Source organism: Algoriphagus oliviformis (assembly GCF_017254915.1).
Lineage (GTDB): Bacteria > Bacteroidota > Bacteroidia > Cytophagales > Cyclobacteriaceae > Algoriphagus > Algoriphagus oliviformis.
Genome location: NZ_JAFKCT010000004.1, coordinates 349,781 through 370,394, shown reverse-complemented (window position 1 = coordinate 370,394; position 20,614 = coordinate 349,781). Strand labels below are relative to the sequence as shown.

Below are 20,614 nucleotides of genomic sequence, written 5' to 3'. Positions count from 1 at the left end.
AAGTAAGTCGGGCTAAAACGCCAGTTCCACCATTACGGGAAAGTGGTCGGAGGGGTACTTTTTTCCATAGTTATCGGTCAGGATCCCGTGGCGTAGCACGTCGACCTTGCCGCTGACAAAGATGTGATCGATGATCCCATCCGGCATTTTCTCCCAATCAAAACCGGTGAAGGTTCCGGCTGGGCCATAAGCGGGAAGTTTGGAGATGAGCCTGGCGTCTTTCCAGACGGGACTGGAGGTGATCGTCTGGTAGGCGGGATTGTCCGGGGTGACGTTGAAGTCGCCCATCCAGATGGCGGGCAGATTGCTTGCATTGATCTCCTTGGCCTTGGCTGCGACGAGCTTGCTGCTTTCCTCGCGAGCCTCTTGGCCGATGTGGTCGTAGTGGATGTTGAAGACAAAGAAGCGTTTGCCGTCTTGGTCTTTGAATTTGCCCCAAGAGCAGATTCGGTTGAGGGAGGCATCCCAGCCTTTGCTTGGCGTGTCCGGTGTGGGCGAAAGCCAAAAGGTGCCAGAGTCTTCCAGTTTGTAGCGTTTTGGATCGAAAAGGATCGCGGTGTATTCCCCTTTTTCCGCTCCGTCATCACGGCCGACGCCGAGGTACTCATAGCCAAGCCCTTGGCTGAGTTCCTTGATTTGATGGTGCAGGCCTTCCTGTGTGCCGAGCAGGCCTATTTTGTGGAATTGGACTAGGTGGATGACCTTGGAAGCCCGGTCTTGCCAGAGGTTTCCTTTGTCGCCTGGGTTGTCCCAGCGGATATTGAAGGTGGCAAACTGGTGGCTTTGGGCCTGTACTTGGGCTAGGAAAAAGGGGAAGAAAAGGGTTAACAGGGTTTTGCGGTTCATAAAATCTGGACGATTTGGCGAAAAAGAGCTATAACTTTAAAGTTGCATGCTATTTTGATCAAATGAAAACCTTTTATCCGAAAGACCTGAGCCCGGTGGAGGTTCAGACGATTTTGCAAGGAGCGGTGACTCCAAGGCCCATTGCTTTTGCCAGCACAGTGGATCGAGAGGGCAATCCCAACCTGAGCCCTTTCAGCTTTTTCAATATGTTCAGCGCCAATCCTCCGGTGTTGATCTTTTCTCCTTCCAGACGCGTGCGGGACAATTCGGTCAAACATACCCTGATGAATGTGCTGGAGGTGCCCGAGGTAGTGATCCACATCTTGGGCTACGACCGGGTGGAGCAGATGTCCTTGGCCAGCACGGAGTATCCGAGGGGGGTCAACGAATTTGAAAAAGCCGGCTTGACGGCCATCAAATCGGATCTGGTAGCGCCGCCGCGTGTGAAGGAGGCGGCTGTGGCGCTGGAGAGCAAAGTGCTGGAGGTAAAGGCGCTGGGCAGTGGGGGTGGAGCCGGAAACCTCGTCATCTGCGAGGTCGTTGCCATCCATGTCGACGGGCGGATTTTGGATGAAAAGGGCCATATCGATCCCTACAAGCTCGATCCGGTAGCCAGACTTGGCGGCAGCTGGTACTCCAGGATCACGCCTGATTCACTTTTTCAAATCCCAAAACCTCTCACCAACCTCGGCATAGGAGTGGACAGTATTCCCGGAGAAATCAGAAACAGCCCCATCCTGACCGGAAACAATTTGGGACGCCTTGGCAACGTGATGGCTTTGCCCAACGAGGAAGAGGTCGAGGAGCTATCGCAGTCGGAGGAGCTGCAGGATATGCGCAGGAGGTTTGTCAATGACCGGGATTCCTGGATCGACCACCTTCACCTCCGGGCGAAGGAGGAGTTGGAAAAAGGCGAAGTGGCGCTGGCTTGGAAGTATCTGTTGCAGAGGCGCTAGGGAAGACCTTTCAGGTTTTTGAAAACTGGAAGGTCTCGTCACCATTAAAAAAATCCCGCCGATTGGGCGGGATTTGCTGTTTATAGGCCGGAGACCTCTGCTTCGGCGTGGATCTTTTTGACCAGGCCCTGTAGGACTTTGCCGGGGCCGCATTCGATAAACTGGACCGCGCCATCTTTGACCATGTTTTGCACGGACTGCGTCCATTTCACCGGAGCAGTGAGCTGGGCGATGAGATTGGCCTTGATGTCGTTGACGTTGAGCGTGGCGACTGTATTGACGTTTTGATAGATTTTGCAGCCTGGAGCCCGGAATTCGGTTTCCTCGATGGCTTTCTGGAGTTTTTCCCTAGCAGGCTCCATCAGCGGAGAGTGGAACGCACCGCCTACTGGCAGGGGAAGCGCTCGTTTTGCGCCAGCTGCTTTCATTTTTTCGCAAGCAATCTCGATCCCGCGCATGGTGCCTGAGATGACCAACTGGCCAGGGCAGTTGTAGTTTGCCGGAACGACGATTTCCTCGGTAATGCTCGCGCAGATTTCTTCGACTTTTTCATCGGCCAACCCAAGGATTGCCGCCATGGTAGACGGATTGATCTCGCAGGCTTCCTGCATGGCCATGGCGCGTTGATACACCAGCTTGAGCCCATCTTCGAAGCCTAAGGTGCCATTGGCTACCAAGGCGGAAAACTCCCCCAAGGAGTGTCCTGCTACCATGTCCGGGATGAATTCCGGAGAGGTTTTAGCCAGAATCACGGAATGCAGGAAGATGGCCGGTTGGGTCACTCTGGTTTGTTTTAATTCCTCCTCCGTTCCCCCAAACATGATGTCTGTGATCCGAAATCCCAAGACCTCGTTTGCCTGTTCAAAAAATGCTTTGGCGGTTGGGTTTTCTTCATAGAGGGACTTTCCCATTCCGGGAAACTGGGCTCCTTGGCCCGGAAAAACAAATGCTTTCATAGGATTGGATTTTGATTTAAGCGGCCATGTGAAATCCCGCCTCGCGACGGCGCATTGCTCGGCTTGTTGGCGAGAAATGCCTGATTTCATCCGTTGTTTTCAGATTGGAGGGCAAATATAGACCTTTTCTCTTTTGTAGAACGATCCGACCGCGAAGGCCATTTGGGAGGCGGGTTGCTATAAAAACTTTGCCTTTTCCTCAGGCGTGGGTAGTCTGCAGGTTTCCTTCTTGCCAAACCAGCGGTAGCGGTTTCGCCCGATCCAGTCATAGATGCCATCGCGGACAGGCCTGGGAAGGATGATCAGCCCGTAGAGCAGGGGCCAAAGCCCCGGAAGCTGTTTGGCGATCCGGAGTGCCGCCGTACTGCGAAAATAGATTTCTCCATGCTCGACCAGTACCAGAGAATCGAGGTAGCTCGGATCTGCGCCAAACTGGGACAGGATTTTTTGTCCTTCTTCTCCCTGGAGGGCTCCGACGAGAAAGCGGTCTTGTTTATCCCGTTTCAGGACAAAGTCAACCGAGGTATTGCAAAGGTTGCAGACTCCGTCAAAGAGAATGACAGACTGCTGCTTACTCATCGCAGCAGCTGTATGGTTCCTTTGAGGTCGCGCTGTTTCAGACTTGGGTCGAGTACGTCAAAGGTCACCGTGCCGGAATAGTAGTACGTGCCGGCGGGCAGCTCGTTGCCGTTTTTGTCCTTGCCATCCCAACGGATGTAGATGTCGTTTTCGTTGGACTCGAGGCTGTTGTAGCTGAATACCTCAGCACCCCAGCGGTTGACGATGAAGATCTCCACCCCGGTGACAAATCTCGGGCAAGCTGAGAAAGGATTGTCGAAGGCGATGAACGTGTCGTTGTTGCCATCTCCGTTTGGAGTGAAGGCATTGGGCAGGTTGTACACCGGACAGTTATCCACGCAGACCACGTTGCTTGGCTCACTTTCGTTACCCGAGCGATCCACGGCGGTGATGTAGTAGCATCCGCGGTAGTTGGGCAGGTTGGTGAGGGTGGTCTCGAGCTCGAGCGAGCTGAGCTGTCGCACCAGGTTGAAGACCCCTTCTTCGCCATCGGGGGTAAAATACAGTCTGTACCCGCTGAGCTCGTCGTCGCAGTCACCAGAGAAGTCGGGTGTCCAGCTCAGCTCATGCTCAAAGGTGGGATTGTTGCAGGGCTGCTCGGCCACGTAGGCTGAGCACTCTGGCCCTTCAAAAGTGAGGACTGGAGGACAGGGCAGTCTATTGTCATCGGGAAGTGCGCAGGTGATCTGGGACTTGTTTTCCAAAGGATAAACCAAGCCGGCGACATTGTAGGAGCCTTTGGTGATCACATAGTAGCAATATTCGAGTTCCTTGATCAGGGGCATGCCATTGAAGCTGCCGTCGTCGAGGTATTTGAAGCCGTTTTGGGTCACGTCCACTTCGGCGATTTTCACAAAAGTGTCGGTGTCCTGGGCATTGGCGTCGGTCCTGTTTCTGTACACTTCGTGCTTGTACTGGCCCACGGAGTTGTTCCAAGGGACATTGAATGACCAGTTGAGCTCAATGGCCTCGTTGATGATGGTCGGCTCCAGCCATACTGAGGAAGCGGCCGAGGAGGTGTCCACTTTCGTGTTTCCGTCCAAAAGAACCACTTTGTAGTTGTACACGAGATTTTCGGTATTCAGGCCGGTGTCGGTGAAAAGGGTATCGGTAGTGATGCCCAAAGAGATTCGGTTGGAAGTGCCGGTGAAGCCTTCGCTTCGAAGCAGCTCATAGGAATACGGCCCTGGGAATTGGGTTTTGTCGATGTCGTAAGGCGGAGTCCACTTCACGAAAATCTCTCCGGCTGCAGGGTCGGTTTCTTCCACGCTGACATTGGTGATGATCGGCACATCCACGTCGATGGTGATGCATATTTCCTCCGAGACCACGCTTTCTCCAAGCCTCGGTTCGGGGAATGCTGCCACCAGACGATAGCAATAAGTGTTGCCGGGCGCAAGCCCTTCTCCTCCGTTGAGATCAGTGAAGTTGAAGGTCTGCATATTGGTGGTGCCGATGAGCTCATACCCTGCGCGGATGCCGGTCTCGCAGCTGTCCGGCGGATAGGGATCCGAGTTGATCCTTCTCCAGATCTGCATTTCGCTGGCTGAGTTGCCGCAGACATAAGGATCCCAATTGAGTTCCACGGTTCTTCCGGATTGCTGCTCCAGGTCGTCCCAAACTGGCGGTGGGCCGACTACTTTGATCCTCCAAGTCTTGATGTCCACAAGCTTCGGCCCAGATCTAGGCTGGTCGGTGATCCGTACGCGTACCTCATATTCCCTGGCTCTGACGTGCTGGCACACGGTCTGCCACTGAAAGTTCACAATACCGGGCTGAGGCTGAAATTCGCTTTCCGGATCATAGCTCGCTGGGGAAGTGGTGATTTCCATCGGCTCTCCAAAGACCTCGATTTTCACGGGATCTCCGTCCGGATCGGTTCCTTGGATGATTTCCTGTATGAGGGTGCCTGCTTCCACGCAGATGTCATCAGGCATAATCAGCTCCGGTCTTCGGTTGTTGGAGTTTTCGATGATGATCTGCATGTCACGGACCACATAGCCGATCCTTTCAAATTTCCCGTTGATCTTTCGCCACTCGATGATGCGGAAGGCCACGTTAAACTGGCCCGCGGTACCTGGAGCATCCCAGATCAGGTCGCCGTAGACTGGGTCGATGTCAAGGAAAGCAGGGGTGGTGCCGTCTTGCTGGCTTTGACTGAACTCCGGGCTGGCGGGGCTTCGGTAGTTGTTTACCGGTCTTTCGAGAGCCTGCTTCGGGATATCCATCGCGTAGGAGAGGCTGTCTCCGTCTGGGTCATAGGCCCCGGGGTTATGGATGTATCTGACGTTGATCGCCCCGTTGTCCACTGGGGGGATGGTAAGAACCGGGGAGTTGTTGACGCCGATGAAAGGGTCGATGTTGATTTCGGTTTCTACATAGAAGGGCGTGTCCACCGAGTTGTCCATGTTGAGTGTCAGGTCATTTCGGTTGAATTCCTGAAAACGGATTTTGTATCGGCCGGGACCCTGGAAAGTGTGCTCGATGACGAAGGTGTTTTTTTCGATCATGTCACCAAGATCCTCCACCATGGAAAATTGGCTCTCGGTGTTGAGCTGTACTTCCCTGCCGTCCCCAAAGTTGATCAGGCCTGGACCAAAGACTACGCTCGAGCGCGTATCGGTATAGCCCACAACAGTGATTTTGTAAGTTAGGGACTGGACGGAGATGCGCTCTGCAATGATCTCTCCCGCTCGGATGTGGGTAGCCCACGCAGTGCTGAGGCCTGCTAGCAAATAAATGAAAAAGATCCCCAGGGAAAGTTTGAGCTTCATGCGTGCTTGGCTTTGGTGGTGCTATCCTGAAAACGTGATGGAATCCCAAAAGTTAATCCCAAAATCCGAACGCAGGACTTACCGGCTAAGAAATGACTGGAAGTAAGCAGAAATTACCCGGAATTTCAAACAATGACCCCTTCCGAGCGGTTCATTTTTTAATTAACGATTTAATCATCTGCTTATTTCAAAACCTATTTAGAACCGATTAAAATAAAGAAATGGCATTCGATTGCATTGTTTGCTATCGCTTCCACATGTAAATTTGACGGCAAAATAAACAAAGACTTTCGTTCTAAATTAATCGCAAAATTTTATGAGCTGGGTTACCAAAACCTTGAAAAGCACCCTCGGCAGAAAGTTGATTATGGCGCTTACGGGCCTGTTTCTGATTCTGTTTTTGACCGGCCACGTGTCGGGCAACCTCCTGTTGTTCAAGAACGACGGTGGTGAAGCATTTAATATCTATGCCAAGTTTATGACTACCAATCCGGCGGTGAAGGTGCTCTCTTACCTCACCTACATTTCGGTAATCGCCCACGTGATCTATTCGATCATCCTGTCCAGGCACAACAAGGCCGCTAGACCTGTAGGCTATGCCGAATCCAAGGCGGCTACCAACAGCGCCTGGGCCTCCAGAAACATGGGTATTTTGGGTACCATCATCCTGATCTTCATCGTGGTGCACATGCAGAGTTTTTGGGCGCAGATGCACTGGGGCGACCTTCCGGTCAAAACCTATGCGGGCGAGGAATACAAGGATCTGTACAGCATAGTGAATTTTGCTTTCCAAAACATCTTCATGGTGATCGGATATGTGGTAGCGATGGCTTTTTTGGCGTTTCACCTGTCTCATGGTTTTGCTTCGGCATTCCAGACCCTGGGCCTGAACCACAAGAAGTACTCCCCGGCCATCAAAGCAGTCGGCCAGCTCTATTGCATCGTGGTGCCGGTTCTTTTTGCAGCCATGCCACTTTACATCTATTTCACCAGCTAATCTGAAGTCCCAATATGATACTCGATTCTAAAGCGCCTGCAGGTCCTTTGGCAGAAAAATGGACCAAGCATAAGTTTACCAGTAAGCTGGTCAACCCAGCAAACAAAAGAAAGTATACCGTCATCGTGGTGGGGACTGGCTTGGCTGGAGCCTCTGCCGCTGCGTCTCTTGCGGAGCTTGGCTACAACGTGAAGGCTTTTTGCTTCCAAGACAGCCCGCGAAGAGCACACTCCATCGCTGCACAAGGTGGGATCAACGCCGCCAAAAACTACCAAAACGACGGGGATTCCGTTTTCAGACTTTTCTACGACACGGTCAAAGGTGGTGACTACCGTGCCCGCGAGGCCAATGTCTACCGACTGGCCGAAGTATCGGTCAACATCATCGACCAATGTGTGGCACAAGGCGTTCCTTTTGCCCGCGAATATGGGGGCTTGCTGGCCAACCGATCTTTCGGTGGAGCCCAGGTATCCCGAACCTTCTACGCCAGGGGCCAAACTGGACAGCAGCTGTTGCTCGGCGCATATTCTGCACTGAGCCGCCAGGTGGCTACCGGCAAGGTAAAGCTCTATCCCCGTACCGAAATGATGGACGTGGTGATGATCGACGGGCATGCTAGGGGTATCGTCACCCGAAACCTGATCACGGGCGCGGTGGAGACCCACGCAGGCCACGCGGTTTTGCTTTGCACAGGCGGATACGGCAACGTGTTCTTCCTCTCTACCAACGCGATGGGATCCAACGTGACCGCCGCTTGGAGGGCGCATAAGCGTGGCGCTTACTTCGCCAATCCGTGTTTTACCCAGATTCACCCGACCTGTATTCCGGTATCCGGAGACCATCAGTCCAAGCTGACGCTCATGTCAGAGTCCTTGAGAAACGACGGTCGTGTTTGGGTTCCAAAAACTGTGGAAATCGCCGAAAAACTGAGAAAAGGCCAAATAAAAGCCAACGATATCAAAGAAGAAGACCGAGACTACTACCTGGAGAGAAGATATCCTTCCTTTGGTAACCTCGTGCCTCGTGATGTGGCTTCCCGAAATGCCAAATACGTATGCGACGAAGGACGCGGCGTGAATGAGACCGGAGAGGCAGTATTCCTGGATTTCCGCGACGCCATCAAGCGCGACAGCAGAAATGTGATCGAGCAGAAATATGGCAACCTCTTCGATATGTATCAGCAGATCACCGGAGAGAATCCCTACGAAGTGCCAATGATGATCTATCCGGCGGTGCACTACACCATGGGAGGTCTTTGGGTGGATTACAACCTGATGACCACCGTGCCAGGTCTGTATGCGCTGGGAGAGGCCAACTTCTCCGACCACGGAGCCAACCGACTCGGGGCTTCTGCCTTGATGCAGGGCTTGGCGGACGGATACTTCGTGATCCCTTACACAGTAGGGGACTACCTGGCAACTATCGGTCCTGCGCCAGTGGATGCCAACCATCCCGAGTTTGCCAAAGTAAAGGGGGAGGTACAGGATAGGATCAAGAAACTGCTCAGCATCAACGGTTCCAAGACCGTCGATTATTTCCACAAAAAGCTGGGTAAGATCATGTGGGACGAATGCGGGATGGCAAGGACTGCCGAAGGCTTGACCAAGGCCAAGGCGCAGATCCAAGCGCTGAAGAAGGAATTCTGGTCGGATGTGAAGGTGTTGGGCTTCAATGAGGAGCTAAACCAATCCCTCGAAAAAGCCCACCGCGTGGCGGACTTCCTGGAGCTGGGCGAGCTGATGGTGGACGATGCACTCAACAGAAACGAATCCTGTGGCGGTCACTTCCGCGAGGAGTACCAGACTCCAGAGGGCGAGGCGCTTCGCGACGACGAAAACTATGCCTACGCTGCGGCCTGGAAATACATGGGTGAGGGCATCCAAGAGGAACTCCACCAGGAGGCCTTGGTGTTCGAAAACGTCAAGCTGACCCAGCGCTCTTACAAATAATCTATCCTTGAATTCATAGACTACTAGCGATATGAAATTGACCTTAAAAATCTGGAGACAGAAAAACGCGTCGGACAAAGGAGGCTTTGCCACCTACCCAGTCGATCACGTTTCCAAAGACATGTCTTTCCTCGAGATGCTGGACGTGCTCAACGAAGAGCTGACCGAAAAAGGCGAAGACCCAGTGCACTTTGACCACGACTGCCGAGAGGGCATCTGCGGCATGTGCTCGCTATACATCAACGGTAAGCCCCACGGCCCACAGCAGACCACCACGTGCCAGCTTCATATGCGCTCGTTCAACGACGGCGACACCGTAGTGATCGAGCCGTGGAGAGCCAAGGCCTTTCCAGTGGTGAAAGATCTCGTGGTAGACCGCGCTGCCTTTGACCGCATCATCCAAGCGGGAGGCTATGTGAATGTGAATACTGGTGGCGTACCTGATGCCAACGAAATTCCTATTCCCAAGACCATCGCCGACTTGGCCATGGATGCGGCTCAGTGCATCGGATGTGGTGCCTGCGTAGCGGCCTGTAAAAATGCCTCCGCGATGCTCTTCACCTCTGCCAAAGTTTCCCAGCTGGCTCTCCTGCCTCAGGGCCAAGTAGAGCGCAAAACCAGAGCGGAAAAAATGGTAGCCCAAATGGATGCGGAAGGTTTCGGAGCCTGTACCAACACCGGCGCTTGCGAAGCCGAATGTCCAAAGGGCATCTCCATCACCAACATCGCCAGAATGAACAGAGAGTACTTCTCTGCCGTCGTGTCCAGCGAAAACGTGTGATCCCAAAACTGCTGAATGAATCGAAAGCCAGGCCTCAGGTCTGGCTTTTTTTGTGGCAGAAATCCTGAAGTCCGGTCCTGCCGATTTCCGTCTTTTGTTGGGTTGTCTGGGGTATAAGTTTAATTATATAAAGATGAAACTGTATTGATTTGATCGATTTGCTATTAAAACAAAATAAAATTGGCCTTTTGCCTAGGTTTGGGTAGCTTTGAAAAATTATATTTTAAAGAGCTTTTGTTAAATAGTAAAAAACATAATGAATTTTCTGGATCTGGTGATCTTCGTCGCCTACATGGTGGCCATGTTGGGAGTAGGATATTATTACATGAAAAAGAACACCAGCCAGGAGGATTATTATGTTGGGGGGAGGTCGATAGGTAGCTGGCACATTGGTCTCTCCGTAGTAGCCACTGACGTAGGGGGAGGATTCTCCATCGGCCTGGGCGGATTGGGCTTTGCGATGGGGCTTTCCGGCTCTTGGATGCTTTTTACAGGCTTGCTCGGCGCTTGGCTCGCCGCAGTTTTTCTGATCCCCCGGGTCAAGTCCGATCCGGCTTTTTCCAAATTTTATACCTTTCCCCAGATCATCGGCCACCTCTTTGACTCCAAGACTGCCTTAGTCGCGTCCGTAATCTGTTTTCTCGGCTACCTAGGCTTCACGGCCTCACAGCTTTTGGCTGGCGCCAAGCTGGCCTCCGGGACTTTTCCGGAGCTGGAGCTTTCTACCGCATTGCTCATCATGGGCACCATCGCAGTGGTGTACACCGTGATGGGCGGGCTCAAGGCCGTGATCTACACCGACACCATCCAATGGATCATCCTGATGCTGGGGTTGATCGGCATTGGCATCCCCACCGCCTACAGCTATGTGGGGGGATGGCAGGGGATCGTGGAGACCTTGCCTTCGGATTTTCTATCTTTGTCCCAATTGGGCTGGCGCGATGCGGTCAATTGGGGGATCACCATCGTTCCGATATGGTTTGTGGGGATGACGCTGTACCAGCGGATTTTTGCCGCCCGGGACGAGAGGTCCGCGAAAAAAGCCTGGTTTATCGCCGGTCTTTTCGAGTGGCCTTTGATGGCTTTCATGGGCGTGTTTCTCGGCTTGCTGTCACGGGTGGCGGTGGAGCAGGGGGCGCTGGACGGCTTTACGGCGGCCATGGACCCAGAGCTTGGGCTTCCCGTACTACTCAGCCAGATTTTGCCGGCGGGGATTCTTGGATTGATGATGTCGGCTTACTTTTCGGCGGTCTTATCCACGGCTGATTCCTGTCTGATGGCTGCGTCGGGCAACTTGGTCACCGACCTGCTGCGAAAGTTTTTTACCCCAAAGTCCCATGCCCAGGAGTTGCGAATCATCCAGGGAGTGACCTTGGGAATAGGCATTTTGGCAGTGCTGCTGGCCTGGCAGATGACTGAGGTGCTCACGCTGATGCTCTATTCCTACGGGTTTATGGTGTCGGGGCTTTTGGTGCCGGTCGTGGCCGGATTGTTTTTTGACAGGAAAAATCCCCGGGCAGCTATTGGGGCGATGATCTCGGGAGGAACTGTCACCGCGGGGCTTTCGTTTTTCGAAGTGAGCCTGCCGCTGGGGCTAGACCCAAATTTCTACGGTATCTTGGTTTCCGTATCGGTCTTTTGGGTAGTGAACAAAATCTCAAACCATAGAAAATAAACTAACTATGATCCAACTAGAATCATTGTCTGCCATAGACAACGCAACCTACCTGCAAAAAAACGAGATCGCAGACTTCCTTTTGGTACACCTGGGGAAATTTGGCGATCCCAAGGAAGACATCATGAAGTGTCTGGACTACGCCTTGGATCCGGGACTCCAGGCGGGTGGTTTTGTGATCCTGGCCAGGGAAAAAGGAAAAGTAGTCGGCGCGCTGGTGATGAACAAAACCGGCATGTCGGGCTACATCCCCGAAAACATCCTGGTGTACATCGCCGTGGATGAGCAGATGCGCGGAAAAGGGATCGGCAAAAAGATCCTGGATATGGCCATCAAGATGGCCAACGGCGCCATTGCCCTCCATGTGGAGCCCGACAATCCCGCTAGAAAGCTCTACGAGCGTCTGGGCTTTACCAACAAATATCTCGAAATGAGACTAAACAGAAAGTAAAATGGCAGTATTGACCTTAGACAGGGAAAAACTCAAAACAAACTATCAAGTACTGACCCGGCTTTTTGAAGACCGGGGAGTGGACTGGGGCGTGGTCTCCAAGATGCTCTGCGGCAACAAACTTTTTCTGCAGGAGCTGATCGGCCTCGGCATCACCGAGGTGCATGACAGCCGCATCTCCAACCTCGCCATGGTCAAGCGCATCAAGCGCGACGTGCAGACGGTCTACATCAAGCCCGTGTCCAAAAAGAACGTCGGCAAGATGGTGGAGTTTGCCGACGTCAGTCTCAACTCCGAGCTGGAGACCATCCGCATGATCAGCGCCGAAGCCGTGCTGCAGGGCAAAAACCACAAAGTCATCATCATGGTGGAGACGGGAGACCTGCGTGAGGGCGTGATGGGAGAGCAGCTGATCGACTTCTATGAGGAGGTGTTCCAGTTGCCGGGTATCGAGGTGATCGGCTTGGGCACCAACCTCAACTGTCTCAATGGTGTCATGCCCAGCACGGACAAGCTCATCCAGCTCTCGCTCTACAAGCAAATCATCGAGCTGAAGTTTGGCAGGGAGATTCCCTGGCTATCGGCCGGGACATCGGTCACCATTCCGCTGATGCTGTCCCACCAGCTGCCACAGGGGATCAACCATTTCCGGGTAGGCGAGACGCTCTACTTTGGCGTAGACCTGGTCAAAGAAGAACTCATCGAAGGAATGTACGGCGACGTGCTCGAGCTCCATGCCGAGATCATCGAGCTACAGGAGAAGCCCATGCTGCCGACAGGGGTTTTGGGGTCTAATCCGCGAGGCGAAATTGCCCAAATTGATGAATCTCTCTACGGGAAAACCTCCTATCGGGCGATTTTGGACGTGGGATTGTTGGATGTTTCCCCAGAATATCTCATTCCAAAGGACCCCGACATCGAGATCCTCGGGGCCAGTTCGGACATGCTGATCGTCAATTTGGGTGAGGACAAAAAGGGCCTCAAAGTAGGTGAAACCCTGACTTTTACCCTCAAGTATATGGGCGCCCTGGGACTTCTCAATTCCGACTACGTAGAAAAGGCAGTGGTCTGAGACCGCTGCGATCCGGGTTTTCGTCAGCGGATTTGGCATCGAAATAGGCAATGGTTGGTCAAATCAACTATTTGAAAACCATGAAAAAGTTTTTGTTGCTGTTTTCGGTGGGCACATTGATTGCCGCCGGAGCGAGTGCCCAAAGCGCTTTTGGAATCAGGGGAGGGGCGAACTTCTTCAATTTTGGTGGAGAGGATGTCTCTGAAAACGACTACACCAACCGTGCTGGCTTCCATGCCGGGATCTACGCGAGCTTTATGGGCGAAGGACCGGTCACGATCGAGCCGGGCGTTTTTTACTCCATCAAGGGTACCCAAAATGACGACGGGCTGGACAGTCGGGCAATCTTGGACTATGTGGATGTGCCGATCCTGCTGCGATTCAGGGTAGGCGAGGGCTTCAATCTTTTTGCCGGTCCGCAGGTGTCTTTCCTTACCAAATCAAAATTTGAAGGTGACATCGGAGATTCGACCGTGTCTTTTGAGACCGATGCGGTAAAGGAGACCGATGCGGGGCTGGTCTTCGGCCTGGGCTACAACCTCCCCCGAGGCTTCAATATCCAAGGATCCTATGACTACGGCATGACGCCGATTTTCAAAGACAGCGATTCGGATGTATATAACAGGGGATTCAAAGTCTCCTTAGGCTATACTTTTTAATCGAGTGTTGGTATGGGGGCTGGCTCAGTTTGGGTCAGCCCCCTTTCCTTTATTACTCCATCGAGGGTCTATTTTTTTGCGTACGCCAGATCAAAGCGATCGAGGTGCATTACTTTTTGCCAAGCGGCGACGAAGTCTTTGACAAACTTTTCCTTGGCTTGCTCGGTGGCGTAGACTTCCGCCAAGGCTCTTAGCTCAGAGTTGGAGCCAAAGATCAGGTCGGCACGGGAGGCGGTGTGTTTCACCTGGCCGGTTTTGCGGTCTTTTCCTTCGAAAGTCTCCTTGGTCTCGTCCACCGGACTCCATTCCGTGCTCATGTCCAGGAGATTGACAAAAAAGTCGTTGGTGAGCTGGTCTTTCTTGTCGGTAAAGATCCCTTTGGAAGAGCCGTCATAGTTCGCATGGAGCGCTCTCATGCCGCCCACGAGTACGGTCATCTCTGGAGCGGTGAGGGTCAACAGTTGCGCTTTGTCAATCAGCAATTCCTCAGTCGAAAGCGTGTAGCGGGTTTTCAGGTAGTTTCTAAACCCATCCGCCATCGGCTCCAACACCGCAAAGGAAGCCACGTCAGTCTGTTCGGCAGTCGCGTCCATTCGTCCTGCGGAGAAAGGAATGGCCACTTGGAACCCTGCATTTGCGGCTGCCTTTTCCACGGCAGCGTCACCTGCCATCACGATCAGGTCAGCGAGGGATACCTTCTTGGACCCGGATTTGGCGTTGAAGTCCGCTTGGATGTTTTCCAATACGGCTAGGACTTTGGCCAGCTGCTTGGGATTGTTGACTTCCCAGTCCTTTTGCGGAGCCAGACGGATGCGGGCACCGTTGGCACCGCCGCGACGGTCGGAACCGCGATAGGTGGATGCGGAAGCCCAAGCCGTTGATACGAGTTCGTTGATTTCTAAGCCGGAGTTGAGAATCTGGGATTTCAGGCTGGCCACGTCGGCCTTGGTGACCAAAGCATGGTTTACCGCTGGGATCGGGTCTTGCCAGATGAGGTCTTCGGTTGGCGCTTCAGGACCCAGATAGGTGGTTTTTGGTCCCATGTCGCGGTGGGTCAGCTTGAACCAGGCGCGGGCAAAAGCATCGTTGAACAGCTCTGGATTGTCGTAGAAGGCGCGGGAGATTTTCTCAAACTCCGGGTCGAATCTCAAGGCAAGATCGGTCGTGAACATGCCAGGCTTGTGCGTTTTGTCCTTGTCAAAGGCATCCGGCACGGTCATCTTGGAATCCTTGGCGATCCACTGGTGTGCACCCGCAGGGCTTTTGGTGAGCTCCCACTCGTTTTCAAACAAGCTCATGAAAAACTGGTGACTCCAGTGCGTGGGTGTAGAAGTCCAGGTGACCTCCAGTCCGGAAGTGATGGCATCGGCGCCTTTGCCGGACTTGTAGTCGCTTTTCCAGCCAAAGCCCTGCTCCTCGATGGCTGCGGCCTCTGGATCTGCTCCCACGTGGGAAGCCGGGCCAGCGCCGTGCGCTTTGCCGAGCGTGTGTCCACCGGCGATCAGCGCGACGGTTTCCTCCAGGTTCATGCCCATGCGTCCAAAGGTTTCCTTGATGTCTTTGGCAGCCAAAAGTGGATCAGGAACGCCGTTTGGCCCCTCGGGATTCACATAGATCAAGCCCATCTGTACGGCCGCCAATGGAGTCTCCAGCTCGCGGTCTCCGGAGTAGCGCTCGTCGCCAAGCCACTCCTTCTCAGGGCCCCAATACACGTCCATCTCTGGCTCCCACACGTCCTCACGTCCTCCGGCAAATCCGAACGTCTTGAAGCCCATGTCTTCCAGCGCGACATTTCCGGTCAAAACCATCAAGTCCGCCCAAGAGATCTTGTTGCCATACTTCTGCTTGATAGGCCAGAGCAGGCGACGGGCTTTGTCCAGGTTGGCATTGTCAGGCCAGCTATTGAGCGGGGCAAAGCGCTGCTGCCCAGCTCGCGAACCACCACGACCGTCGCCGGTGCGGTAGGTGCCGGCGCTGTGCCAAGCCATGCGGATGAAGAGGCCGCCGTAGTGCCCGAAGTCGGCTGGCCACCAGTCTTGGGAGTCTGTGAGCACAACGCGGATGTCTTCCTTCAGCGCGGCATAGTCCAGGCTGTTGAATTCCTCGATGTAGTCAAAATCGGGATCCATGGGGTCAGACAGGCTGGAGTTCTGACGCAGGATGTTTAGGTTGAGTTGGTTGGGCCACCACTCGGCGTTGGCAGTGGCTTTTTGGTTGGAGGCGCTGGTCTTGGTGGCACCGGAATGACCGTCGGCTTTTTGCTCGGATTCCTGGCAGGCAGGCAGGGCGAGCGCCAAGGCGATCAGGGAGAAAAAGGTCAATCTGTTTTTCATCAATTAAGGGGTTATTTCCGGGTACAAAGCTATTTTGGGCAGTTTGAAACCAGATTATATCCTTAATTGATTGTTTTTATGGTGCGATAGTTTTTGACTATGTTCTGAAAAGCTAGTTAAAAATGTGGTTTTGTTACCTGTTGAAAATTAGGTGCTTGATGCGCTTCGGTGTTTTCCAAATCGCATTTTTCTATTGCCTATCGGGAAAAAGCATCAGAGTGGAGCCGGGAAGCCTCACTGGGGAAGACTCTGAATCCAAGCTCGTATCAGCTCCACACCCTCTTCATGGATGGTAGTTCGGCCCAGCTCGGGCATAGCCACGCCCACTTCGGTGGAGCGCATGCGGTAGGTGAGGATGGACTCGTCGGGCTTGCCTGGAGCTACGTCAAACGTGAAGCTGCCCGCACCTTTGCCTGCTGCGACGGGTGTCTTGTTGATGCCGAGCTTTAGCGGGTCGCTCTGGTCAAAGGTGAGAAAGAGTCCGGAAGTGCTGGCAGGGCCGCCCGCGCTGTGGCAATGGGAACAGTTGATGTCCAGGTAGGCCATGGCCCGGTCGGTGATCGACTGGGATGGATCCTCATAGTTGATCATGGCGGGGTAGGCCTCGCTTCCCTCGAATCCCTCCAAAATGCCCTTTTCCTGCCAGTGGGCTAGTTGGTTCTCTTTTGCCGCACCGTAGTCCAGCGCATGGTTGAGGTGCTGGATTTTCACCCCTATGGGAGCCATGGTTTCGGACTGGTTATGACAGCTTTTGCACTGGTTTTTGTTGGGTACGAGGTAGTTGATGATCTGGTCTTTGCCGTTTGCATCGACAAACTTCACCTCGGTCTCCGCGCCAACCACTTTTAAGACAGCTTCGGTCTGCTCCTCGTTCCAGAGGTAGGGATAGGCTTGCCAGCCATCCGCTTCGTGGATGAGCAGGCGCGTTTCGATGATTCTTCGCTCTCCTTCAGGTTTTCGGAAGTCGGCGGGGTAGTAGAAGTTTTTGATCAGGATCGTCCCTGTCGGAAAGTCGATCTGCTGGCCCGAGATGCTCGCTTTTTCCCCTGCAGGAACAGAGACAAATCGGCTCTTGAGTGCGTAGTCCGTGAAGAGGGACGAGGCAGGCTTGTAAAAGACCACCTCTTCCGCAGGGTATAGTGCCTTGAGTTCGCCTTCGAAAAACCCATAGGTGGAAAGGCGCTTGTAGGGATACTTTCCGTCAGGGGCCTCCTCGGGCAGGGGGCTGGCGCTTGCTTGTGCTTTCTCTTCGTTTTTTCCGCAGGAAGCCAACAGCGATAGTGCCGCAAGAGCTGCCAGGGCGCAGGCTTTCCAGTTCATTTTTTCCATCTCCTCTATCTAATAATGCCAATGAATGAATCAGAGTCCCGCGAGGGCAGAGACATCCGTAGTCACGTCCACTTTGCAGTTTTGGAACAGCTGATAGTCCTTGAAAGACTCAATATTGTCCTCTCCATCCATCAGGTAGAATCTGGTGAAGTGGAGGTTTTCCATCCCTTTTTCCTGGATGCACACACGCATCGGGTTGGAGTCTATGGTTTTGCTCAGGCCGGTGTCCCAGATGCCGTCATAGATGATGTCCTGGGTTTTGGCGGGCCCGTAGGCGTTGTGGACGCTGATCAGCTGTCCGAGCTCACGGCTGAGGTCAGGGATGGAGAGCGCCTTTCTTTCGTAGCTGTTGTCGTGCACGAAGACGTCCGTGGTGTAGGGCGACCAGTTGGGCGCGTCGGTCGGGAATCCCGTCACTTGGTAGCTGGCGATGGCCACGCCGGTGGTTTTGTTGTTGTGGATGCGGTTGTTGAAGATTTCCACTTCCTTGGCGGCGAGCAGCACCACGCCAGAGCCCGGAGGGATCATGGTGACGGTGTTGCCGTTTGGCCCGTCGCCGAGTGGAGTGGCGAAGTTTTCGTGGTTGTTGTTCAGAATGTCGTTGTCGTAGATCTTGGTGCCTTTGCCGTCGGACTTGGGTAGGCCGGGGAGGTTGAAGACTAGAATGCCGCCGGAGTTGTCGCGAGCGGTGTTGCCAAAGACCTCGGCATTGTCGGAGTTTTCGATCTCGATCCCCGCCACATTGCCAAAGGCCAGGGAGTTTTTCACGATGATGTTTTCGGATTGACCCACGTAGATGCCGGCATCTTTGGAGTGGGAAGCGATGCACTCGTCGATGAGGACGTTTTTGCACTGCACGGGATAGATGGCGTAGGTGCCGTTTTTGGACTTGTCGCCATTGGTCCAGGTCACGTTGACCCGGCGGAAGGTGATCCCGTCGGAGTGCTGGGCCTTGAGGCCGTCACCCGGCGCGTCTTCTATGCTGAGATCCTCGACCGTGATGTGGTTGCCCACGATTTTCACTCCCTCCCCGCCAGACTTCAGGTTTCGGAAGGAAAGCACGGTCTTGTCCATTCCCGCACCTTTGATGGTGACGGACTTTCTGTTGTCGAGGATGAGCTGGGTGCTCAGCTCGTAGAAGCCCTCGGGGATCTCGATGGTGCTGGAGTCTTCGGCGAGGATGAAGGCTTCCACCACTTTTTCCACCTCCTCTTGGCTCATCCGGGTGAGCCGGGAGGAGTCAAAGCTCTGCTCCGTGGTACTGCTGCCGCAGGAAAATGCCGCAAGCGAAACGAGTAGGACAAAGACTGTCTGAAGTGACTTTCGCATCGTGTTTTGGGTTTGGGGAAAAAGAGTAGTGACCAAAAGTACGTTTTGACGAAAGAATTGTCCGTTGAGAAAAATCAAATAATCAGATCTTGCCCCGGATACGGCTCAGCGTCTCGATACTCATGTCGAGGTAGGAGGCGATCTGCCCCACGGAGGCTTTGTGGATGACCTTGGGGCGAAACTGCATCAGATCGAGGTAGCGCTCCTTGGCGGATTTGAACTTGGCAAAGATCAGCTGCTCCTCCAGCATGATGTAGTACTGTTCCAGGATCAGCCTGTAGGTGCGCTCCAGTTCGTAGTGTTTTTCAAAAAGTATGAGCAGCGCATCGTGGCTGATGCGGGCGATCAGGGATTTCTCCATCGCCTCGATGTTTTCATAGGAAGGTTTGCGGGTAATGAAAGAGCTCATCGAGGTGACAAACTCCCCCTCCAGGGTAAAGGACACCGTGACGTCCTTGTTGTCTTTGTTGTAATAGCTTCTGGCAGAGCCTTCCTTGACGTAGTAGAGGTAGGTACAGACCTTTCCCTCCTGCTCCACGAGGTCTCCCCGCTCCACCTCCAGCAGCTCGAGATGGGAAGAAAAGGCGGTTTTTGCCTCGTCGCTGAGTTCCGGAAACTGATCGAACATTCCCAATATTTTTTCCATCTGCTGCCTTTAAAAACGAGGGAGGTAAACAAGAATTGGTGTTTCTTGCGTTAGTTTTACTGGAAAATAAAAATAATTGACTCATGAGAAAAATTTTGTTGGTATTCTTTCTAGTTGGATTTGCCGCCACTGCGCAGGCGCAACTTGGTGTGAGGGCTGGATTCAATTCCGCTAACTTCTCCAATGCCAACTTTGATGCAAAGTCAGGGTTCCATCTCGGAGCCTATTATACTTTTGGGGCGGATTTTCTTTCGGTGGAGCCGGGTATTCAATATTCCCAAAAAGGCTATACCGGCGAAGAGGCCGGATCAGGGCTGGCAGTGAAGGAGCAGCTGGGCTACATTGACGTTCCCGTCCTGGTGAGGCTGAAGCTTCTTCCCGCGCTCAATGTCTTTGCGGGCCCTCAGGCATCTGTCCTCGCATCCAGCAAGTACCAAAAAGGTGACCAAACCAGCGATAGCTCCGAAGCTACCAAAGGCTATGATATCGGAGGCGTGTTTGGTGCGCAGGTGAAGCTGCCACTGGGCTTCAATATCCAGGCAAGCTACGACTTGGGCTTTACCTCGCTCAACTATTTCAATACCGACGTGAAAAACCAGGTTTTCAAGATCTCCGCAGGCTACACCTTTGGAGGGAATTGATTCTCTGCAAACATTGAAAAAGTGAAAATCCCGGCCATTTGGCCGGGATTTTCACTTTTTTATCCGGTTGGGGTTTTCTTCGATGAAGGATTTCCAGCCTTCGTTGCGGCCACGAGTCTGTACCCTACCCTCGTGGAAGTGGTGGCAAAGCGCCACCGCCAGCGCATCGGTGGCATCGAGCAGCTTGGGCAGCTCCGCGATGCCAAGCAGGGTCTGCAGCATGGCGGCTACCTGCTCTTTGGAGGCGTTGCCGTTGCCGGTCACAGACTGCTTGACCTTTTTGGGGGAGTATTCGGTGATGGGGATTTCTTTGGAAAGGGCTGCCGCCATCGCCACGCCCTGGGCGCGGCCCAGCTTCAGCATGGATTGCACGTTGACTCCGTAGAAAGGCGCTTCCAAGGCGACCGAGTCCGGGGCAAACTCGTCCAAGATGCCCGATATCCGCTCAAAAATCTTCTTCAGCTTCAGCTCGTGGGTCTCGTATTTCTTGAGGTGGATGACCCCGTACTGGAGGATTTTGTACTTTTTGCCCTCGGTTAGGATCAGTCCGTAGCCCATGACCGTGGTGCCCGGGTCTATCCCGAGGATGATTTTTTCCTTTGGCGTTTTTTGCTCTTCTTTACTCACGCCCGCAAGTTAGC

18 protein-coding genes are annotated in these 20,614 nt (G+C 53.5%); 9 read left to right on the top strand and 9 right to left on the bottom strand.

Annotated elements, in window-relative coordinates; all coding sequences use genetic code 11:
* Nucleotides 1-12: 12 nt before the first annotated feature.
* Nucleotides 13-846 carry an endonuclease/exonuclease/phosphatase family protein gene (locus J0A68_RS12080; protein ID WP_206578468.1) on the bottom strand — a complete coding sequence of 278 codons (834 nt, stop codon included), beginning with the start codon at nucleotides 844-846 and terminating at the stop codon, nucleotides 13-15.
* A gap of 62 nt (nucleotides 847-908) precedes the next feature.
* Here J0A68_RS12080 and J0A68_RS12075 point away from each other — a divergent pair, with 62 nt between their 5' ends.
* Nucleotides 909-1,802 (top strand): flavin reductase family protein, encoded by an 894-nt coding sequence (locus J0A68_RS12075; RefSeq protein ID WP_206578467.1) that lies wholly within the window; start codon nucleotides 909-911, stop codon nucleotides 1,800-1,802.
* Nucleotides 1,803-1,882: 80 nt separating this feature from the next.
* Here J0A68_RS12075 and fabD read toward each other — a convergent pair whose 3' ends face one another.
* The 3 genes from fabD to J0A68_RS12060 form a co-directional block, all read right to left on the bottom strand.
* Nucleotides 1,883-2,758: an ACP S-malonyltransferase gene (gene fabD / locus J0A68_RS12070; RefSeq protein WP_206578466.1), complete on the bottom strand. Its 876-nt coding sequence runs from the start codon at nucleotides 2,756-2,758 to the stop codon at nucleotides 1,883-1,885.
* Between the two features lie 177 nt (nucleotides 2,759-2,935).
* On the bottom strand, nucleotides 2,936-3,337 hold the full coding sequence (locus J0A68_RS12065) for a thiol-disulfide oxidoreductase DCC family protein (protein ID WP_206578465.1): 402 nt from the start codon (nucleotides 3,335-3,337) through the stop codon (nucleotides 2,936-2,938).
* Nucleotides 3,334-6,111: a T9SS type B sorting domain-containing protein gene (locus tag J0A68_RS12060; protein ID WP_206578464.1), complete on the bottom strand. Its 2,778-nt coding sequence runs from the start codon at nucleotides 6,109-6,111 to the stop codon at nucleotides 3,334-3,336. The genes J0A68_RS12065 and J0A68_RS12060 overlap by 4 nt, the downstream gene beginning before the upstream one ends.
* A gap of 316 nt (nucleotides 6,112-6,427) precedes the next feature.
* On the opposite strand from J0A68_RS12060, the gene J0A68_RS12055 reads away from it, so the two are divergent.
* The 7 genes from J0A68_RS12055 to J0A68_RS12025 all read left to right on the top strand — a co-directional run bounded on the left by J0A68_RS12055 (nucleotide 6,428) and on the right by J0A68_RS12025 (nucleotide 13,695).
* The gene (locus tag J0A68_RS12055) at nucleotides 6,428-7,108 is read left to right on the top strand and encodes a succinate dehydrogenase cytochrome b subunit (protein WP_206578463.1); all 681 of its coding nucleotides are present in this window, start codon (nucleotides 6,428-6,430) and stop codon (nucleotides 7,106-7,108) included.
* Between the two features lie 14 nt (nucleotides 7,109-7,122).
* The gene (locus J0A68_RS12050; protein WP_206578462.1) at nucleotides 7,123-9,057 is read left to right on the top strand and encodes a fumarate reductase/succinate dehydrogenase flavoprotein subunit; all 1,935 of its coding nucleotides are present in this window, start codon (nucleotides 7,123-7,125) and stop codon (nucleotides 9,055-9,057) included.
* 31 nt (nucleotides 9,058-9,088) lie between these two features.
* Nucleotides 9,089-9,838, top strand: coding sequence for a succinate dehydrogenase/fumarate reductase iron-sulfur subunit (locus tag J0A68_RS12045; protein ID WP_206578461.1), 750 nt, complete (start codon nucleotides 9,089-9,091; stop codon nucleotides 9,836-9,838).
* A gap of 256 nt (nucleotides 9,839-10,094) precedes the next feature.
* Nucleotides 10,095-11,513 (top strand): sodium:solute symporter family protein, encoded by a 1,419-nt coding sequence (locus J0A68_RS12040; protein WP_206578460.1) that lies wholly within the window; start codon nucleotides 10,095-10,097, stop codon nucleotides 11,511-11,513.
* A gap of 7 nt (nucleotides 11,514-11,520) precedes the next feature.
* Nucleotides 11,521-11,964 carry a GNAT family N-acetyltransferase gene (locus J0A68_RS12035; protein WP_206578459.1) on the top strand — a complete coding sequence of 148 codons (444 nt, stop codon included), beginning with the start codon at nucleotides 11,521-11,523 and terminating at the stop codon, nucleotides 11,962-11,964.
* Between the two features lies 1 nt (nucleotide 11,965).
* Nucleotides 11,966-13,036: an alanine racemase gene (locus tag J0A68_RS12030; protein ID WP_206578458.1), complete on the top strand. Its 1,071-nt coding sequence runs from the start codon at nucleotides 11,966-11,968 to the stop codon at nucleotides 13,034-13,036.
* Nucleotides 13,037-13,116: 80 nt separating this feature from the next.
* Nucleotides 13,117-13,695 (top strand): porin family protein, encoded by a 579-nt coding sequence (locus J0A68_RS12025; RefSeq protein WP_206578457.1) that lies wholly within the window; start codon nucleotides 13,117-13,119, stop codon nucleotides 13,693-13,695.
* 68 nt (nucleotides 13,696-13,763) lie between these two features.
* Here the strand turns inward: J0A68_RS12025 and katG are convergent, their stop codons facing one another.
* The 4 genes from katG to J0A68_RS12005 all read right to left on the bottom strand — a co-directional run bounded on the left by katG (nucleotide 13,764) and on the right by J0A68_RS12005 (nucleotide 19,314).
* Nucleotides 13,764-16,028, bottom strand: coding sequence for a catalase/peroxidase HPI (katG, locus tag J0A68_RS12020; RefSeq protein WP_206578456.1), 2,265 nt, complete (start codon nucleotides 16,026-16,028; stop codon nucleotides 13,764-13,766).
* A 234-nt stretch (nucleotides 16,029-16,262) separates the two neighbouring features.
* Nucleotides 16,263-17,348: an SO2930 family diheme c-type cytochrome gene (locus J0A68_RS12015; protein WP_236025555.1), complete on the bottom strand. Its 1,086-nt coding sequence runs from the start codon at nucleotides 17,346-17,348 to the stop codon at nucleotides 16,263-16,265.
* 39 nt (nucleotides 17,349-17,387) lie between these two features.
* Nucleotides 17,388-18,686: a parallel beta-helix domain-containing protein gene (locus J0A68_RS12010; RefSeq protein ID WP_206578454.1), complete on the bottom strand. Its 1,299-nt coding sequence runs from the start codon at nucleotides 18,684-18,686 to the stop codon at nucleotides 17,388-17,390.
* Between the two features lie 82 nt (nucleotides 18,687-18,768).
* Nucleotides 18,769-19,314, bottom strand: a complete 546-nt coding sequence (locus J0A68_RS12005) for a Crp/Fnr family transcriptional regulator (protein ID WP_236025554.1) — start codon at nucleotides 19,312-19,314, stop codon at nucleotides 18,769-18,771.
* Nucleotides 19,315-19,415: 101 nt separating this feature from the next.
* On the opposite strand from J0A68_RS12005, the gene J0A68_RS12000 reads away from it, so the two are divergent.
* Nucleotides 19,416-19,973: a porin family protein gene (locus tag J0A68_RS12000; RefSeq protein WP_206578452.1), complete on the top strand. Its 558-nt coding sequence runs from the start codon at nucleotides 19,416-19,418 to the stop codon at nucleotides 19,971-19,973.
* A 51-nt stretch (nucleotides 19,974-20,024) separates the two neighbouring features.
* Here the strand turns inward: J0A68_RS12000 and ruvC are convergent, their stop codons facing one another.
* Nucleotides 20,025-20,600, bottom strand: a complete 576-nt coding sequence (gene ruvC / locus J0A68_RS11995; protein WP_206578451.1) for a crossover junction endodeoxyribonuclease RuvC — start codon at nucleotides 20,598-20,600, stop codon at nucleotides 20,025-20,027.
* Nucleotides 20,601-20,614: the final 14 nt, after the last annotated feature.

Coding starts and splice junctions, on each gene's coding strand:
- J0A68_RS12080 (WP_206578468.1), bottom strand. CDS start 846: ATGAACCGCAAAACCCTGTTAACCCTTTTCTTCCCCTTTTTCCTAGCC.
- J0A68_RS12075 (WP_206578467.1), top strand. CDS start 909: ATGAAAACCTTTTATCCGAAAGACCTGAGCCCGGTGGAGGTTCAGACG.
- fabD (WP_206578466.1), bottom strand. CDS start 2,758: ATGAAAGCATTTGTTTTTCCGGGCCAAGGAGCCCAGTTTCCCGGAATG.
- J0A68_RS12065 (WP_206578465.1), bottom strand. CDS start 3,337: ATGAGTAAGCAGCAGTCTGTCATTCTCTTTGACGGAGTCTGCAACCTT.
- J0A68_RS12060 (WP_206578464.1), bottom strand. CDS start 6,111: ATGAAGCTCAAACTTTCCCTGGGGATCTTTTTCATTTATTTGCTAGCA.
- J0A68_RS12055 (WP_206578463.1), top strand. CDS start 6,428: ATGAGCTGGGTTACCAAAACCTTGAAAAGCACCCTCGGCAGAAAGTTG.
- J0A68_RS12050 (WP_206578462.1), top strand. CDS start 7,123: ATGATACTCGATTCTAAAGCGCCTGCAGGTCCTTTGGCAGAAAAATGG.
- J0A68_RS12045 (WP_206578461.1), top strand. CDS start 9,089: ATGAAATTGACCTTAAAAATCTGGAGACAGAAAAACGCGTCGGACAAA.
- J0A68_RS12040 (WP_206578460.1), top strand. CDS start 10,095: ATGAATTTTCTGGATCTGGTGATCTTCGTCGCCTACATGGTGGCCATG.
- J0A68_RS12035 (WP_206578459.1), top strand. CDS start 11,521: ATGATCCAACTAGAATCATTGTCTGCCATAGACAACGCAACCTACCTG.
- J0A68_RS12030 (WP_206578458.1), top strand. CDS start 11,966: ATGGCAGTATTGACCTTAGACAGGGAAAAACTCAAAACAAACTATCAA.
- J0A68_RS12025 (WP_206578457.1), top strand. CDS start 13,117: ATGAAAAAGTTTTTGTTGCTGTTTTCGGTGGGCACATTGATTGCCGCC.
- katG (WP_206578456.1), bottom strand. CDS start 16,028: ATGAAAAACAGATTGACCTTTTTCTCCCTGATCGCCTTGGCGCTCGCC.
- J0A68_RS12015 (WP_236025555.1), bottom strand. CDS start 17,348: ATGAACTGGAAAGCCTGCGCCCTGGCAGCTCTTGCGGCACTATCGCTG.
- J0A68_RS12010 (WP_206578454.1), bottom strand. CDS start 18,686: ATGCGAAAGTCACTTCAGACAGTCTTTGTCCTACTCGTTTCGCTTGCG.
- J0A68_RS12005 (WP_236025554.1), bottom strand. CDS start 19,314: ATGTTCGATCAGTTTCCGGAACTCAGCGACGAGGCAAAAACCGCCTTT.
- J0A68_RS12000 (WP_206578452.1), top strand. CDS start 19,416: ATGAGAAAAATTTTGTTGGTATTCTTTCTAGTTGGATTTGCCGCCACT.